The sequence below is a fragment of the Streptosporangium becharense genome, assembly GCF_014204985.1.
GTDB lineage: Bacteria > Actinomycetota > Actinomycetes > Streptosporangiales > Streptosporangiaceae > Streptosporangium > Streptosporangium becharense.
On record NZ_JACHMP010000001.1, the window covers coordinates 4,456,374 to 4,472,064 of the forward strand.

Here is a 15,691-nt window from a genome sequence, read left to right on the forward strand (position 1 = left end):
GGCACCGGACCGGCACGCGGGGGTGCCTGATCCGGTGGCGGGGGCACCGGACCTGGCGACGGGACATCGGATGCCGAACCCGGCGGCGGGATGTCGAACCCGGCGGCGGGGGCGGCCCCGGAGGGTCAGGCTCGTCCGGATGCCTTCTGGCTGCGCCGGGAGACCGAGTCGATGACCACCGCGGCCAGCAGCACCGCGCCCGTGACCATGAACTGCACCGAGTTGCTCACGCCCTCCAGCGCCATCCCGGAGGCGATGGACTGGATGACCAGCATGCCCAGCAGCGCCGAGAAGGCGGTGCCACGGCCGCCGAACAGACTCGTGCCGCCGATGACGGCCGCGGCGATCGCCATCAGCAGCACGTTGCTCTGCCCGGTCGCCTGGCTGGCCGACGCGATGCGGGAGGCGGCGAAGACCCCGCCCACGGCCGCCATCGCGCCGGAGATCATGAACACCGTGATCCGGATCAGGGCGACGTTGACGCCCGCCCGGCGGGCCGCCTCGATGTTGCCGCCGACGGCGAAGATGCTGCGTCCGTAACGGGTGCGGCGCTGCACGAAGTCGGCGGCGACGACCACCACGAGGAAGATCAGCAGCGCCAGCGGAAGTCCCTTGTACTTGTTGAGGATGAACGCCGCCCCGAAGGCGACGATCGCCAGCACCGCCGTGCGGAACAGCAGGTCCCCCATCGTCCGGGTCGGGATGCCCGCCGCCCGGCGGCGGCTGTTGCCCACGTACGAGACGATGAAGAAACCCGCCGTCGCGAGGGCGGCGAGCCCGTAGGCGGCGATGACCTGGCTGAAGTAGGTGCTGGTGAGCCGGGAGACCAGGCCGGCGTCCGGCAGGTTGATCGTGCCGTTCGGGCCCAGGACCAGCAGTTGCAGGCCGGTCCAGGCCAGCAGGCCGGCCAGGGTGACCACGAACGACGGCACGCCGATCAGCGCGAAGAACGAGCCGTGGAGCAGGCCCAGCACGGCACCGGCGACCACGGCCGCCGCGATGGCCATGATCGGGTTCCAGCCGTTGTTGACGTACAGCACGGCCAGCAGCGCGGCGCAGGCCCCGCTGACCGCTCCCGCGGCCAGGTCGATCTCACCGAGCAGCAGCACGAAGACGATGCCGACCGAGATCAGGCCGGTCGCCACGATGTCGATGCTCAGGTTGGACAGGTTCTGCGGCGACAGGAACTGGCTGTTCAGGCTCTGGAAGATGATCCAGATGATGACCAGGCCGACGACCACGGGCAGTGAGCCGAGCTCGCCGCCCCTGACCCGGCGCTTGAACTCACCGAGGTAACCGGCGAACCCCTGTTCCCGGACGAGGAGCCGGGGGTCGACCTGCGCCTGCGCGGCCGGTCCCGCCGGGGCCGACGGCTCCAGCGGACTCACCGTCCCCGTCGATCCGGCGGGGCCTCCCGAGCCCCGGGGGGCCCGGTGTGCCCCCTGGGAGCGGCGCGGTGGAATGCGGTGGTTCTCACTCATCGACGGCCTCCGGTACCTGCTCACCGCGGGCGTGCCGCCGGGTCACCGCGTTGTCGGTCGCCCCGGTGATCGCGGCGATGATCTCTTCCTGGGACGTCTTCCTGGCGTCGAAGACCCCGTTGTTGCGGCCCAGGCGCAGTACGGCGACGCGGTCGGCGACCGCCTTCACGTCGACCATGTTGTGGGTGATGAGGATCACCGCGTGTCCCTGGGAGCGGAGCCGCTCCACCAGGTCGAGGACCTGCGCGGTCTGTTCGACGCCCAGCGCGGCGGTCGGCTCGTCGAGGATCACGACCTGCGGTTCGCCGAGCAGCGACCGGGAGATCGCCACGGTCTGGCGCTGGCCTCCGGAGAGCGACGCCACCGGGATGCGGACGCTGGGAATCTTGATCGACAGCGTGTGGAGCAGGTCGCGGGAGCGTTTCTCCATCCCGACCTCGTCCAGGACGCCGAAGTGCCGCATCTCCCGGCCGAGGAACAGGTTGCCCACCACGTCCAGGTTGTCGCAGAGCGCCAGGTCCTGGTAGACGGTCGCGATGCCGAGCGCCTGCGCGGCGCCGGGGCTCGGGATCGAGACCGGTCTGCCCGCCCAGCGGATCTGGCCGGAGTCGGCCGGGCCCACGCCCGCGATCACTTTGATGAGCGTCGACTTCCCGGCGCCGTTGTCGCCCACCAGGGCGACCACCTCGCACTCGCGGACCTCCAGGTCGACGTCCGTCAGTGCCTGCACGGCCCCGAAACGCTTGGAAATGCCCTCCAGTTCGAGTATCGCTCCGGCCACGGCAATCGCCTCCCAGACCGTGTCGCCGCCTGTGTCCCCGTTCGTGTCCCGCCCGTGTCCCGCTAGGAGATCCCGGCGCTCTGGCAGGCAGAGCGGACCTCCGGCGTGCAGATCTCCTCGACCGTCCAGAAGCCGTCCTTGACCACGGTGTCCTTGATGTTGTCCTTGGTGACGACGATCGGCTGGATGATCTGCGCGGGGATCGAGGACGACGACCCGTTGTCCACCGTGCCGGTGCCGCTGATCTGCTTGCCCAGGCCGATGTCGACGGCCATCCTGGCGGCGTTCTCCGCCTCCGGCTTGATCGGCTTGTAGATGGTCATCGTCTGGGTGCCGAGCAGGATGCGCTGGATGGCCGCCAGTTCGGCGTCCTGGCCGGTCAGCGGCGTGCCCTTCTTGACGCCCGCGTTCTGCATGGCGCGGGCGATGCCGCCCGCCATGCCGTCGTTGGCCGCGTAGACCCCGATGACCTTGTCCGCGCCGAGCGCGGTGAACGCGCCGGTCGCCTCGGTGTTGGCCTGGTCCGGGCTCCAGTCGGGGGTGTCGTACTCCTTGCCGATGGTCACCTGACCGTCGAGGACCGAGTGGGCGCCCTTCTTGAAGTCGCCCGCGTTCGGGTCGGTCGGCGAACCGTTGATCATCACGATCGGCCCGCGCTTGGGGTCGCCTCCCGCCCTGATCGCGTTCAGCAGCGCCTCGCCCTGCATTTTGCCGACCTGGATGTTGTCGAAGGAGGTGTAGGCGTCGATCGGGCCACCGGCCAGACGGTCGTAGGCGATGACCTTCACCCCCTGCTGCTTGGCCTTGGAGACCGACGAGGCGATCGCCTTGGCGTCCACCGCGTCCAGGATGATCACCTTGACGTTGTTGGTGAGCATCGAGTCGACCTGCTGTTGCTGCTGGTTGGGATCCTGGTTGGCGTTGTTGTAGACGACCTCGCAGTTGGGGCAGAACTTGGAGACGTTCTGCTCGATGTAGGGGCGGTCGAACTTCTCGTAACGGGCCGTCTTCGCCTCGGGCAGCAGTAGGCCGATCTTGAATCCCTCGGCGACGTTCCCGGTCGCGCCGCCCGTGGCGGCGGGTGACGCGGGCCCGCCCGCCTGTTCGGCGGTTCCGCACGCCGCCGCCCCGAGCGCCATCCCGACCGCGGCGGCACCCGCCATCCAGCGAACCACCGGTGTATGCACTGTGCCCCCCCGAGATCCCCCGGGGCCGGTACGTGACCTCAGCAATCGGTCGTCCGCCCCCGTTAGCGGCAGCCGTACCCAACGCTGGACAACGCGATGCCCGATGATGATGATCTTGATGAGGACTTGGTGTGGCGACCGGTCCGCTGGGACGGGCTTGAACCTCCTGTGGGGACGACTCGGCCATCCCGTCACCGGCTACGGCGTTCCCGACGCTGCCTGTCGGCCCTCCGCCGACGTCCCCCGCCGTCCCTTCGCCGGTATTCGCGGCCGGCTCGCTGCCGGTCGTGGCGTTGTCCGCCGTCTCGCTGCCGGTCGTTGCCGTTCCCGGCCGTCCCGCTATCGGCCGCGGCGGACGCCGAGGCCGGCGTCACGGGCACGGGCGACGGCGGCGGCGCGGTCGCCGACGCCGAGCTTGGCGAAGATGTTCGACACGTGGTTGCGCACCGTCTTCTCGCTCAGGAAAAGCCGCTCGGCGACGGCGTGGTTGGTCAGCCCGGCCGCGATCAGGGAGAGGACCTCCGTCTCCCGGTCGGTGAGCTCGGGAAGCGGCCGGGGTTCGACGGCGGTGTTCGACAGCGCGGCCAGGACCCGCCCGCCCGCGGCACCGCCGAAGACGACCTGCCCCGCGGCGACCGCGGCCAGAGACCGGGAGATCTCCTCGGAGGTGGCCTCCTTGAGCAGGTAGCCGCGCGCTCCGGCCCGGATCACCTCGAAGATCGTCGCGTCGTCGGACAGCATCGTCAGCGCCAGCACGGCCACACCGGGCCGGCGTTCCCCGATGACCCTGGTCGCCTCGATGCCGGAGAGACCCGGCAGGTGCAGGTCCATCAGGACCACGTCGGGGGCCGCCGACTCCACCAGTTCGATCGCCTCCTCCCCGGTCGTCGCGTGCCCCACGACCTCGACCCCGTCCAGGTCCTGGAGCAGGCCGATGAGACCTTCGGCGAACATCGGGTGGTCCTCCACCACCACGACCCGGGTCACCGGGCCGCCTCGCGCAACGGCAGCCGCACGAGCACGCTCGTTCCGCCACCCTCCCCGCTGACCAGGTCGAACGTTCCACCCAGCTCGACGGCCCTGCGGTGCATGGAACGCAGCCCCACACCCCGGGCGTGCCCGCCGTGCCCGGAGGTCCCGCCGGGCACGCCCACCCCGTCGTCGTCCACCCGCAGCTCCAGATCGCCGTCTGCGCGCAGCCGGATCGCGCAGTACGACGCCTCCGAGTGCCGCGCCGCGTTGGCCAGGGCCTCCGACGCGATCCGGTACGCGGCCAGCTCCACCACGGCGGGCATCCGCGGTAGGTCGGCCGCCGCGTCCACCTCCACGACGAGGTCACCGGCGAACCCGCGTCCCAGCTCCGCCAGCGCACCGGCCAGCCCCAGGTCGTCCAGCGGCGGCGGACGCAGGTCGTACACGATGGCCCGCACGTCGACGACCGTCTTCCTGATCCGGGCCGCCAGCTCTCCCAGCAGATCCTCCGCCTGCGGGGAGTGCCCGGTGACCATGCGGCGGGCACGGTCGGCCTGGAAGGCCAGCGCCGCCAGCGTCGGGCCCACACCGTCGTGCAGCTCGTGCAGCAACCGGTTCCGCTCCTCCTCGCGGGCGGCGAGCAGACGCTGGTGCGACTGCTCCAGGTCGGCGGCGAGGCGGTGCGCGTGCACGGTCACCGCGATGTGGGGGGCCAGCTCGGCGAGGACCGCCCGGTCGCGGCGGCGCAGCGGCTCGCTCACGACCAGGGCGCCGACCAACCTGCCCCGGTGGTGGAGCGGGACGCGCTCGGCGGGACCCCCGGGCCGGCCCCACTCCGCGACCACGCCGCCGCCCTCCTCGACCGCCACGTGCCGCACCCGGAGCGCGCGGCCCACCGACTCGGCGACGTGCCCGAGCGATTCCCCGGGCACGTCCGCCCCGGAGAGGCGGTCGCCCAGGCGGCGGAGCGCGGCCACCGGGTCGTCACGGTCGCCGAACACCAGCTGGTTGACCCGCGCCTGGATGCGCGCGTACGCCGGCTGCACGAGCACCGCCGCCAGCGCCACCCCGGCCGGCGGCGCACCGCCCGGCGCGTCGAACAGCCGCCCGAGCGCCAGCACGCCGCCCGCGTAGGCGGCGAACAGGGTCGCCGTCAGCGCGGTCAGGGTGAGGGTGCGGGCCAGCAGGGCGTCGATGTCCCAGAGGCGGTGGAAGACCACGGCCACGGTGACCGCCGCCGGCAGCGGCACCGGAGCCAGCGTGATCAGGATCCGGCCCCCGGGGAGGTCCGCGATCGCCACACCCAGCATGACCACGGTGACCAGCCCGGCCGCCAGCACCCACTGCGACTGCCTGCGCACCACGCCGGAGGCCCCGCGTTGGCGGTGGACCAGGGAGGCGACCGCGGCGACGGCGGCCCCGAACCCGCAGACCAGTCCCGCCGCCATCGCGGGTGCCGCCAGCCACGACAGCACCGGCACCACGCCGACGTACCCGGGCGGGAACAACCCCGCCACGTCCACCTGCGCCACCGGCAGCGACGCCCACCCCACGGTGGCGGAACCGATCGCCGCCGCCGCCAGCGCCGCCGCCGGCCGCCACCGTCGCGAGGGCAGGGTGCCGTCGGGGAACAACAGCAGCAACAGCGTCGGCACCGTCATGTAGGCGGGTGCCCACATCCAGTTCGACAGCCACATCAGCTCGTCGGCCAGCGGAAGGCCGAGGGCGGGGTCGTTGACGCCGAGCAACCCGTACGCGCCGAACGCCAGCGAGACACCCTGGACGGTGCCGATGCCCAACATCATCCAGCCGACCCGTGTCCCGGGCCGTTCCGTCACGACCAGCGTGCCCGGCAGACCGAAGGCGAGGGTTCCCACGGCGCGGAACGCGTCGAAACGCTCCACGAAGCCGGCGACCCCCAGTTCCTGGAGACGCGGTTCGACGGCGAGCGAACCGGCGACGAGCACGAGCAGCGCGGTCGCCACCACGGGCCCCGACCATGCCGGCCAGGCGGTTCCATCCGGTCTATCCGGGTGCATGGATCGAATGGTGCCACCTCCCGGTCCCGGCGTCATGGGACGGAAAGTCCCGATCGTGAGGGGACGGGTGCCTCATGCGGCCCGCCCATCCCCGGCCCGACCCTGGGACGACGGACACCGGCATGAGAGGAGACCGGACATGACGGAGAGAATCCCGTCCGGGGATGGTGAAGCCCCGGAGGGGGCGGGCGGGACCCCGGCTCGCACGCACCGGACCTCGGGCGGGCAGCGGACCCGCCGGACTCGGCCCGATGGTGCGCCGGGTGGCGGGGGGCTGGGCGGTGGTGCGCTGGACGGTGGTGGGTCGGGCGGTGGTGGGTCGGGCGGTGGTGCGCTGGACGGCGGAGGGCTGGACGGCGGTGCGTCGGGCGGCGGGGCCCCGGCGGGGCAGGCGGTCACCTCCCTCGTCGTCACCGCGGTCATCGGAGCCGTGGGCTGGGCCGCGCTCGCCGCCGAGTCGTTCGCCGGCCCGCCGCCGCAGAACTACCGGGACGCCCTCATCCTGGTGCCCTGGACGATGTACGCCGTCCTCCTGGTCGGCATCCACCGCCTGCAACGGCACCGGACCGGAAGGGTCGCCGTCGTCGGGCTGGTCACCATAATGGTCGGCATGGTGGTCAGCGTCGTCGGCACCCTGGGTGCGGTCCTCGGGAACGCTTCGATGGAGGCGGTCGCCTTCCCCGGCGGCCCGGGGCTGTTCCTCCTGGGCCTGGTGGTGTTCGGCGCCGTCACGGTCCACGCCGGCGTGCTGCCCGCCTGGACCGGCGTGCTGATCGCGCTGTCGCAGGTGCTGGCCGCCCTCATCGGAGTGGTCCTGTCGTGGCGGGTGCCACTGCACTCGCACGGCAGCTACACGGGCGGGATCGGGTTCGGCCTCACGATGGCGGCCCTGGCTTTCGCCCTGCACCGGTACGGGCGGGACCCGGCCCCGTCCGGCCGTAACCAGGACCCGTCCGGCAGCCGTCGGGCCCCGTCCTCCGGCCGGTGACGGTCTCCGTGCGGAGCCTCACCGGTCCCCCCGGACGCTTTAAGTGACTTTGGTGGTGTTTCGAGAGGAATGTCACGGGCATCGCACCTCTGCCGGTCACGGAACGGGGGGTGGGCATGGCGCGCACGTCACAGGCTTTCACTCAAGGACGGGGCGGTGCCGATACCCGGGGCGGCGTGACCGACGGTCACACGGGCATCCGGAGCACCCGTTCCGCGACGAGAGGCGGCGCGGGTGTCCGCGGCGGCACGGCCGGCGGCCATGTCGGACCGTCGTCCACCGGCCTTTCGCCCACCGAGCCCGCAATCGTCACACCGCCGTCCGCCGGGTCTGCATCCACCGCGTCCCCGTCCGCCGGGCCCGCAGCCGTCACGCCGCCGTCCACCGGGTCTGCGCTCGCCGGGGCCGGGAGGCCGCTGCCGCGGGCCAGGGGACCGATCACCGCCTGGCTCTTCGACCGGCTGGCGCGTCCGCCGCACCGGTTCGACCCGCCCCCGCTCCCCGGCCCCGCCCGTCCGGTGAACGGTGCCGCCGCGGTGGACGTCCCACCCGCCGCAGATCCCGCCCCCCTCCTCGACGAGGATCTCCAGCTCGCGCTGTTCGCCTGCTACGAGCTGCACTATCAGGGGTTCGACGGGGTCGACGAGCGGTGGGAGTGGAACCCGTCCCTGCTGGAGACGCGCGGCATCCTGGAGGCGCGGTTCGAGGAGGGGCTCGCGCGGGCCGTACCGCGTCCGTCCGCCGGGCCGGAGCTGTCCGCCGTACCGCGGTCCACCGCGCCGAAGCCGCCCGTCGCGCCGGTCCCGTCCGCCGGGCCGAAGCCGTCCACCGCGCCGAAGTCGTCCGCCGTCCCGGTTCCGTCCGCCGGGCCGGCCGCGTGGATGCGCCGCGCGCTGACCGAGCTGGTGGCCGCGGACGACGGGCCCGCCCTCTCGGCCTACCTGCAACGGGAGGCGGATCTGGAGCAGTTCCGCGAGTTCGTCGTGCACCGGTCGATCTACCACCTCAAGGAGGCCGACCCGCACACCTGGGCGATCCCCCGGCTGCGCGGTCAGGCCAAGGCGGCCCTGGTGGAGATCCAGACGGACGAGTACGGCGGCGGACGCGCCGAGCGGATGCACGCGGAGCTCTTCCGGGTCACCATGCGCCGGCTGGGTCTGGACGACTCCTACGGCGCCTACCTCGACCGGGTTCCCGCGGTCACCCTGGCCATCTCGAACACCATGTCGCTGTTCGGGCTCCACCGGCGCCACCGGGGAGCGCTGCTGGGCCACCTCGCGGCGTTCGAGATGACCTCCTCGCTGCCCAACCGCCGTTACGGCCGGGGCCTGCGACGGCTGGGCGGGGACGAGGCGGCGTGCAGCTTCTACGACGAGCACGTGCAGGCCGATGCCGTCCACGAGCAGATCGCCGCCCACGACATGTGCGGCGGGTTCGCGGCGGCGCACCCGGAGCTGGCGGGCGACGTCCTGTACGGGGCGGCCTGCGCGCTGGCGCTCGACCGGCTCTTCGCCACGCACGTCCTGGCGTGCTGGCGGCGGGGTGCCACGTCGCTGCGGGAGCACGGCGGCGGTGAAGTGACGTCGGGCCCCGGCCGATGACGGCGAACCCCGGCCGGGGCGACGCCGCGGCGGCCCGGCCGGTGAGGAAGCGACGACGGACCCCTCGACGGGCGGTGAGACCATGATGGACCTCGATTACGTGCTGCCGTTGCGCTGGGACGACGACACCGGCCTGGAGGAGCTGACCGCCTACCTCCTCCGGCTCTCCCGGAATGCGCGGATCATCGTGGTCGACGGCTCGCCACCGGAGATCTTCGACCGGCATGCGCGGACGTGGGGTGGGTTCCTCCACCATGTGCGTCCCGACCCGGGCCTGCCTTTCGCCAACGGCAAGGTGTCCGGAGTGATCACCGGTATGCGCCTGGCCCGCGCCGAACGAGTGATCATCGCCGACGACGACGTCCGCTACGGTGAGGCGGAGCTGGCCGCGGTCGCGGCGCTGCTGGACGGGGCCGATCTCGTCCGGCCACAGAACTACTTCGATCCGCTGCCCTGGCACGCCCGCTGGGACTCCGCCCGGACCCTCCTCAACCGGAGCCTGGGGGCCGACTACCCGGGCACGTTCGGAGTGCGGAACTCGACCTTTCGGGAGATGGGCGGTTACGACGGCGACGTGCTGTTCGAGAACCTGGAGCTCATCCGCACGGTGCGTGCCCACGGCGGACGCGAACGCCGCCCGCTCGACCTGTACGTCCGCCGCCTGCCGCCCGAACCCGGCAGGTTCTGGTCCCAGCGGGTCCGCCAGGCGTACGACGACCTGGCGCAACCCGTGCGGATGGCCGCCTTCCTCGCGGTGCTGCCCTCCCTGGCCGCCGCGCTCCTGCGTCGGCGCCACCGGGTCGTGCTGGCCGGCGCGGGGCTCGCGGTCGGCCTGGCCGAGGTCGGCCGTCGCCGGGCGGGGGGACGCCGGGTGTTCCCCTGGACGGTCTCGCTGTTCGCTCCGGTGTGGATCCTGGAGCGGGCCGTCTGCAGCTGGCTCGCCCTGGCCGCCCGGTTCGTCCGCGGCGGGGTCCCGTACGCGGGACGGCGGCTGCGGACGGCGGCACACCCGGTGCGCGGCCTCCGTCCGGGCCGGGGCGGGGAGCCGTCAGGCGGAGCGCTCGGGCCCACCCGGTGCCCGGAAGCCCGTGGCCTTGTGAGACCCGTCGCAGAACGGCTTGGTGGAGGACCGGCCGCAGCGGCACAGCGCCACGGTCGCCCGGCCGGGGTCGATGGCCTGACCGTCCTGGGCGAGCAGGGTGAAGGGCCCCCGCAGCAGGAGCGGCCCGTCCTCACAGGTCGTCACCGTGACCGAAATACCCTCTTTGTCTGACATTTCTGACAAGTGCCCTGGGTGGTGGAGGGGAAACGCCACCCGGGGCACCGGGAGGTCACCCGCTTGGGAAGTGCGGAGCGGCCCCACCGTTTCCGGAAACCCGGCACTGTTTCCCGCGCTTCCCGCGTTTCCCCGCCCTTCCCGCACTCCCGACCGGCGGAGGCTGGCGACGACGGGACGAGGGAAGCGCGGCGGGAAATCCGTTGGACGCCCACCGGGCACTCTGCGACCATCCGCAGGATGACCGACGAAACCGGCCGTGGGACGCGGCCTGCCGACGGCCCGAAGCGCGTGAGCTTCGCCGCGCTGCCCGGCACCGCCCTGGCCGCCCTGCTCGACGATGACCTGCGCACGGCCGGCGAGGTGGCCGGGGTCGCCCTGCCCGAGTACTTCCTGGACGACGAGTCACAGTGGCTCTGGCGGCTCCGGTCCGGCCAGATGGCCGACGACCCCGGTCACGAACGGTGGATCGCGCCGCAGGCGGTCACCGGGTGCGAAGGCGTCGTCATCGGTTACGCCGGATTCCACGGGCCGCCCGACGGGGCGGGCATGGTGGAGGTCGGCTACTGGGTCGCCCCCGAGTTCCGTCGCAGGGGGTACGGCCGGGCCATCCTGGCCGAGATGCTGCGCCGGGCCGGGGCCGAGCCCGCGGTGAGGACCGTGCGGGCGTCGATCAGTCCCGGCAACGCGGCGTCCCTGGCCACGATCGCCGGTTTCGGCTTCGTCGAAGTCGGTGAGCAGTGGGACGAGGAAGACGGCCTGGAGCTGATCTTCGAGGTCCCGGTGGGGCCTCGTACGGACGGAGGAGCCGGGCCGGCATGAACGCGGGGTCGGCATGAGCACCGGACCGGCATGAACGCCGGGCCGCCGCGAACGCCGGACCGCCGAACGCCGGGCCGCCGCGAACACTGGACCGGCACGAACACCGGACCGGCATGAACACCGGGCGGCGCGGGGCCGCACTCCGCCGGAGCGCGGCCCCGCGCCGCCCGGTGTTCCCTCAGCCGTGTTCCTTGCCCATGGCCTGCCGGATCACGTCGCGGGCTCGGTCCATGATGGCGATCGGGGTGCCCAGTAGCAGGTTCTTCGTCGCCGACTCCGTCCCCGGATGCGGGTGGGTGGGCGCCATGGCCTCGGCCGCCTTCACCCCGGCCGCCATGGCACGCCGTTCGGCCTCGCTGGTCTGGGCACGCAGCTGGGTGAACTCGTAGCGCTCCTCCGACCTCGCGTGCGCGAGCACGGCCGCCCGCAGCATCGCCAGGTTCGTCATGAACTGAGGGGCGCCGGGGCCGGCCTTGTCCATCTGCATCAGGAGCTGCTTGGCCTCGTTCTCCTCGGCCAGGCGGTCGTCCACCACCGAGTCGCCGCCGTCCAGCTTGCGGCGGGCGTAGGGGTGCACGATCTCCTCCTCCGCCGTCTCGTGGACGGCCAGCATCCGCACCAGCCGCTGGAACGCCTCCCCGCGATCCGCCGCAGGCGCCTCCTCGACCTCGTCGAACAGATCCCTGATCAGCGCGTGCTGCCGCAGCAGCAGATCGACGACGTCGGTGTCGTCCATCAGCTCGGGCACGGTCTGGCGGTCGCTCATGGGTCCTCCTCCGACTCTTCTCCGTCCTGGGCGTTGCTACCCGCGCCTGTCGATCGAAACCCGGAGCGAAAACGCGGGAAGGCGCCGGAGAACAGCGCGGTAAAGGGCCGCCCCCCAGGTCGGGAAGCGTTTTCGGCAGGAACGTCGACGGGGCGGCACACCATGGAAATCCCGTATTCCCGGGCCTTCCCGCGGTGACCGCGAACCGGCGGCGGGAAATGGCGGTTCACCTGGGGTGATGCCGCCTGACCTGGTCTTCCGTGATCGGAGGCCGTCGTCTCGTCCGGGTGCCCGGACATTGAAAATTTACCGGTGGCGCCGAGCCCCAGCTCAGAGCGGCAAAAAGGTCGCGGAAGGTAGATCTTTTTGTCGGCTTTTCGACACTTTGGGGAGTGGAGCCGTACACCCGGGGTAGCGGCGCCCCAACCGAAGATGCACGACCTCTGGAGGCATCGATGACTGAGTTTTCGAACGGGGTGGGGGAGCGCCCCGGGCAGGGCGGGCAGCCTCAGAGCGCCGCCCAGCAGGCAAAATCCGCCGCCGGAGAGGTGGCGCAGACCGCCAAGGGGCAGACGCAGGCCGTGGCCGGTGAGGCCAAGGAGCAGGCCCGTCAGGTGGTCGGCCAGCTTCGCGACCGCGTCACCGAGCAGACGCAGCAGCAGAGCCGCCGCGCCGCCCAGGGCATCCGTCAGTGGGCCGACGAACTGGCCTCGATGGGCGAAGGCGCCAAGCCCGACTCCCCGGTGTCCGGGGTGGTGCAGCAGGTCGCCGACAGCGGACGCCGCGCCGCCGACTACCTGGAGCACCACGGCCTCGCCGGCGTGGTGGAGGAGGTCCAGAACTTCGCGCGCCGCCGCCCTGGAGCGTTCCTGGCCGGTGCCGTCGCGGCGGGCTTCCTCGTCGGCAGGCTCGCCAAGGCCTCCGGGGGTGCCGCGTCCGGCGGTTCCGGCACCACGGGCACGGAGCGGTACGGGGCCGTCCCCGGCGTTCCGCCGCAGGCCGCCCCGTACGGGACGCCCACGGCGGACCCGTACGCGACCGGCCAGTACGGAACCGGCGCCTACGGGACGGACCCGTACGGCACGCCGCCCGCCGAGCCCTACGGCACCCCGACCGACCCGTACCGCACGCCGTCCGGGACGTACCCGGCACAGGAGACGTACCCGCCCCAGTCGCCGTACGCCGACCCGACCAGGCCCGCGACGCCGCGGGACCCGGGCGGTGACTTCCGATGAGCTACCCGAGCGCCGATCACCAGGAGCCGTCACTGGGACAGCTCGTCGGCGAGATCGGGGAGGACCTCTCCAGGCTGATGCGCCAGGAACTCGAACTGGCGAAGGCGGAGATGCGCGAGGAGGCCGGGAAGGCCGGCAAGGCGGCCGGGCTGTTCGGCGGAGCGGGATTCGCCGGGTACATGGTCGCCCTGCTGGTGACGCTGGCCGTCATGTTCGGCCTGGGCAACGTCATGGACCTGGCCTGGGCGGCGCTCATCGTCGCCGCCGTCTGGGCGGTGGTCGGAGCGGTGCTCTACAGCTCCGGACGCGCCAAGTGGCGCGAGGTGACGCCCAAGCCGGAACGGACCGTCGAAACCCTGAAGGAGGATGCGCGATGGGCGCGGGACCTGACGAAATAAGGGCTGAGATCAACGCCACCCGGGCCGAGCTGGCCGCGGACGTGGAACGACTCGCCGACCGGACGAGCCCGAGGAGGATCGTGCAGCGCCGGACCAACAGGATGCGCAACGCGGTGCGCTCGGTTCGCGAACGGGTGATGGGAACCCCGTCGTACGCCGCACACCGAGTGGGCCAGCAGGCGTCGTACGCCGCGGGTACCGTCCGCCACGTCGCCGCCGACACCGCGGGCACCGTCCGTGACGTCGCCGCGGACACCGCGGGTACGGTCCGCGACGTCGCGGTCGACACCGCGGGCACCGTCAAGCACGGCGCCCAGCAGGCCGCCGAGGCCGTCCAGCGGGCACCGGAGCAGGCGATGCGGAGCACACAGGGCAACCCGCTGGCGGCCGGCGTGATCGCGTTCGGCGCCGGGCTCCTGGCCGCGACCCTCATCCCGAGGACCGAGGCGGAGGAGCGCGCCGCCGGCCAGCTCATGGAGCAGGCCGAGGGCGTGATCCAGCCGGTCAAGGAAGCGGTGCGGGAGACGGCCCAGGAGCTGGGGCAGGAGGCCAAGGAGGCGACCCAGCAGGCCGCCCAGCAGGTCAAGGAGACCGCGACCGAGGCCGCACAGGTCACCGGGAACGAGGCCCGCGACCAGGCCCAGCGCGTGGCCGACCAGACCCGTTCCACCAACCCCGGCCGCTAGCGCGGAGGCGACCGCGGGCCAGGGAGGGCCGTGCCGGTCGCTCCCGCCGGGCCCGGACCGGCCGGGCCCGGCGGGAGCGCTTTCTCGCACGGTCCGGCCGGTCCGGTCCGCACGCGGTCCTTTCGTGCTCCGGTCGGGCCCGGTCCGCATATGGTCCTTTCGTGCTCCGGTCGGGCCCGGTCCGCATACGGTCCTTTCGCACTCCGGTCGGGCCCGATCCGCACGCGGTCCTTTCGCCCCCCGGCCGGGCTCGACCCGTACGTGCCCGGCGCGTGTGACCTCTCACAGCAGGCCGTGCCCCGCCGCCCCGCCCCGTCCGGCGGGGCGGCGGCCCCCAGAACGAAGACGGTGTTCCCATGTCACGTCACGACGTCGAACGTCCCGCAGACCACGCCGCCGACCCCGGCCGCCCGCCGCGAGTGGACCGTTCCCGGGGCGGACCGGCGGACGGGACCGAACCGGAGAGCCCGGCCGAACTGCCCAAGCGGTCGTGGTGGGGTGTGCTCAAACGCACCGTCAAGGAGTTCCAGCAGGACAACCTCACCGACTGGGCCGCAGCTCTCACCTACTACGCGGTGCTGTCGATCTTTCCGGCGCTGCTGGCCGTGGTCTCGCTGCTCGGGCTGTTCGGCAGATCGGCCACCCAGCCGCTCGTCGACAACCTGGGAGCACTGGCCCCCGGGCCCGCCAGGCAGACCGTCGAGACCGTGCTCCAGACGTTGCAGAGCAGCCAGCGCGCGGCCGGCCTGGCCGCCGTCATGAGCATCGCCGTCGCGCTCTGGTCGGCCTCGGGATACGTGGGGGCCTTCATCCGGGCCGCCAACGTCATGTACGAGATGCCCGAGGGCAGGCCCATCTGGAAGACCCTGCCGCTGCGTCTGGCCATCACGACCGTCCTGGTGATCCTGACCGCGGCCGGAGCGGTCGCGGTCGTCTTCACCGGCGGCCTCGCCGAGCAGGCCGGGCGGCTCCTCGGCGTCGGCCAGACCGCGGTGACCGTCTGGGGCATCGTCAAGTGGCCGGTCCTGGTGGTCGCCGTGATGCTCGTGCTCGCCCTGCTCTACTGGGCTTCGCCCAACGTCGAGCATCCCGGGTTCCGCTGGCTCACCCCGGGCAGCGCTCTCGCCGTGGTGCTCTGGATCCTGGCCTCGGCCGCGTTCGGGTTCTACGTCGCCAACTTCAGTTCCTACAGCAAGACCTACGCGGCCCTCGCCGGCGTCATCGTCTTCCTCGTCTGGCTGTGGATCTCCAACGTCGCCGTGCTGCTCGGGGTGGAGTTCGACGCCGAGCTGGCCCGCGAACGCGCCATCGAGAAGGGGCATCCCGAGGACGTGGAACCCTACGTCGAGCCCCGCGACACCCGGAAGTTCGACGAGCAGGAGGCCCGCCGGGCCGGGCTGTGACCCTCCGGCCCGGGTCCTCTTCGAGTTCGAGGGGACTTCGGGCCGGGGCATCCGGC

The 15,691-nt window shown here is 72.6% G+C and carries 14 protein-coding genes; 7 read left to right on the top strand and 7 right to left on the bottom strand.

Translation table 11 applies throughout. The annotated features are described in order from the left end of the window. Nucleotides 1–125: 125 nt before the first annotated feature. From F4562_RS19735 to F4562_RS19755, 5 genes are all read right to left on the bottom strand, one after another. Nucleotides 126–1,481 (bottom strand): sugar ABC transporter permease, encoded by a 1,356-nt coding sequence (locus F4562_RS19735; RefSeq protein WP_184547172.1) that lies wholly within the window; start codon nucleotides 1,479–1,481, stop codon nucleotides 126–128. Then, nucleotides 1,474–2,262 carry an ATP-binding cassette domain-containing protein gene (locus F4562_RS19740; RefSeq protein WP_311734255.1) on the bottom strand — a complete coding sequence of 263 codons (789 nt, stop codon included), beginning with the start codon at nucleotides 2,260–2,262 and terminating at the stop codon, nucleotides 1,474–1,476. The genes F4562_RS19735 and F4562_RS19740 overlap by 8 nt, the downstream gene beginning before the upstream one ends. A gap of 62 nt (nucleotides 2,263–2,324) precedes the next feature. Next, nucleotides 2,325–3,425, bottom strand: a complete 1,101-nt coding sequence (locus F4562_RS19745; protein WP_184547366.1) for a sugar ABC transporter substrate-binding protein — start codon at nucleotides 3,423–3,425, stop codon at nucleotides 2,325–2,327. Between the two features lie 363 nt (nucleotides 3,426–3,788). Next, the gene (locus F4562_RS19750) at nucleotides 3,789–4,436 is read right to left on the bottom strand and encodes a response regulator (RefSeq protein WP_184547170.1); all 648 of its coding nucleotides are present in this window, start codon (nucleotides 4,434–4,436) and stop codon (nucleotides 3,789–3,791) included. After that, nucleotides 4,433–6,460, bottom strand: coding sequence for a GAF domain-containing sensor histidine kinase (locus F4562_RS19755; protein ID WP_184547168.1), 2,028 nt, complete (start codon nucleotides 6,458–6,460; stop codon nucleotides 4,433–4,435). The genes F4562_RS19750 and F4562_RS19755 overlap by 4 nt, the downstream gene beginning before the upstream one ends. 139 nt (nucleotides 6,461–6,599) lie before the next feature. Between F4562_RS19755 and F4562_RS19760 the strand changes: the two genes are divergently transcribed. Both F4562_RS19760 and F4562_RS19770 read left to right on the top strand, forming a co-directional pair. Continuing rightward, a complete protein-coding gene (locus tag F4562_RS19760; protein WP_184547166.1) occupies nucleotides 6,600–7,448 on the top strand; it encodes a hypothetical protein in 849 nt (282 codons plus the stop codon). Between the two features lie 176 nt (nucleotides 7,449–7,624). Beyond that, complete coding sequence (locus tag F4562_RS19770; RefSeq protein WP_376770940.1) at nucleotides 7,625–9,049, top strand: iron-containing redox enzyme family protein; 1,425 nt, start codon at nucleotides 7,625–7,627, stop codon at nucleotides 9,047–9,049. A gap of 1,048 nt (nucleotides 9,050–10,097) precedes the next feature. Here the strand turns inward: F4562_RS19770 and F4562_RS36680 are convergent. Then, nucleotides 10,098–10,325, bottom strand: a complete 228-nt coding sequence (locus F4562_RS36680) for a CDGSH iron-sulfur domain-containing protein (protein ID WP_184547164.1) — start codon at nucleotides 10,323–10,325, stop codon at nucleotides 10,098–10,100. Between the two features lie 240 nt (nucleotides 10,326–10,565). On the opposite strand from F4562_RS36680, the gene F4562_RS19785 reads away from it, so the two are divergent. Then, nucleotides 10,566–11,147, top strand: a complete 582-nt coding sequence (locus tag F4562_RS19785) for a GNAT family N-acetyltransferase (RefSeq protein ID WP_184547162.1) — start codon at nucleotides 10,566–10,568, stop codon at nucleotides 11,145–11,147. A 178-nt stretch (nucleotides 11,148–11,325) separates the two neighbouring features. Here the strand turns inward: F4562_RS19785 and F4562_RS19790 are convergent, their stop codons facing one another. After that, on the bottom strand, nucleotides 11,326–11,913 hold the full coding sequence (locus F4562_RS19790) for a hemerythrin domain-containing protein (RefSeq protein ID WP_184547160.1): 588 nt from the start codon (nucleotides 11,911–11,913) through the stop codon (nucleotides 11,326–11,328). Nucleotides 11,914–12,368: 455 nt separating this feature from the next. Between F4562_RS19790 and F4562_RS19795 the strand changes: the two genes are divergently transcribed. From F4562_RS19795 to F4562_RS19810, 4 genes are all read left to right on the top strand, one after another. Beyond that, nucleotides 12,369–13,148 (top strand): hypothetical protein, encoded by a 780-nt coding sequence (locus F4562_RS19795; protein WP_184547158.1) that lies wholly within the window; start codon nucleotides 12,369–12,371, stop codon nucleotides 13,146–13,148. Then, entirely contained in the window at nucleotides 13,145–13,546 is a 402-nt protein-coding gene (locus tag F4562_RS19800) for a phage holin family protein (protein WP_184547156.1), read from the top strand. Before F4562_RS19795 ends, F4562_RS19800 begins: the two co-directional genes overlap by 4 nt. Then, complete coding sequence (locus F4562_RS35910) at nucleotides 13,522–14,232, top strand: DUF3618 domain-containing protein (RefSeq protein WP_184547154.1); 711 nt, start codon at nucleotides 13,522–13,524, stop codon at nucleotides 14,230–14,232. The genes F4562_RS19800 and F4562_RS35910 overlap by 25 nt, the downstream gene beginning before the upstream one ends. Before the next feature lie 356 nt (nucleotides 14,233–14,588). Beyond that, complete coding sequence (locus tag F4562_RS19810) at nucleotides 14,589–15,635, top strand: YihY/virulence factor BrkB family protein (RefSeq protein WP_184547152.1); 1,047 nt, start codon at nucleotides 14,589–14,591, stop codon at nucleotides 15,633–15,635. Nucleotides 15,636–15,691 lie beyond the last annotated feature (56 nt).

Bases quoted from the DNA above. Each gene is read 5' to 3' on its own strand.
- F4562_RS19760 (WP_184547166.1), top strand. From the start codon at position 6,600: ATGACGGAGAGAATCCCGTCCGGGGATGGTGAAGCCCCGGAGGGGGCG.
- F4562_RS19735 (WP_184547172.1), bottom strand. From the start codon at position 1,481: ATGAGTGAGAACCACCGCATTCCACCGCGCCGCTCCCAGGGGGCACAC.
- F4562_RS35910 (WP_184547154.1), top strand. From the start codon at position 13,522: ATGGGCGCGGGACCTGACGAAATAAGGGCTGAGATCAACGCCACCCGG.
- F4562_RS19810 (WP_184547152.1), top strand. From the start codon at position 14,589: ATGTCACGTCACGACGTCGAACGTCCCGCAGACCACGCCGCCGACCCC.
- F4562_RS19800 (WP_184547156.1), top strand. From the start codon at position 13,145: ATGAGCTACCCGAGCGCCGATCACCAGGAGCCGTCACTGGGACAGCTC.
- F4562_RS19790 (WP_184547160.1), bottom strand. From the start codon at position 11,913: ATGAGCGACCGCCAGACCGTGCCCGAGCTGATGGACGACACCGACGTC.
- F4562_RS19795 (WP_184547158.1), top strand. From the start codon at position 12,369: ATGACTGAGTTTTCGAACGGGGTGGGGGAGCGCCCCGGGCAGGGCGGG.
- F4562_RS36680 (WP_184547164.1), bottom strand. From the start codon at position 10,325: ATGTCAGACAAAGAGGGTATTTCGGTCACGGTGACGACCTGTGAGGAC.
- F4562_RS19745 (WP_184547366.1), bottom strand. From the start codon at position 3,425: ATGGCGGGTGCCGCCGCGGTCGGGATGGCGCTCGGGGCGGCGGCGTGC.
- F4562_RS19785 (WP_184547162.1), top strand. From the start codon at position 10,566: ATGACCGACGAAACCGGCCGTGGGACGCGGCCTGCCGACGGCCCGAAG.
- F4562_RS19755 (WP_184547168.1), bottom strand. From the start codon at position 6,460: ATGCACCCGGATAGACCGGATGGAACCGCCTGGCCGGCATGGTCGGGG.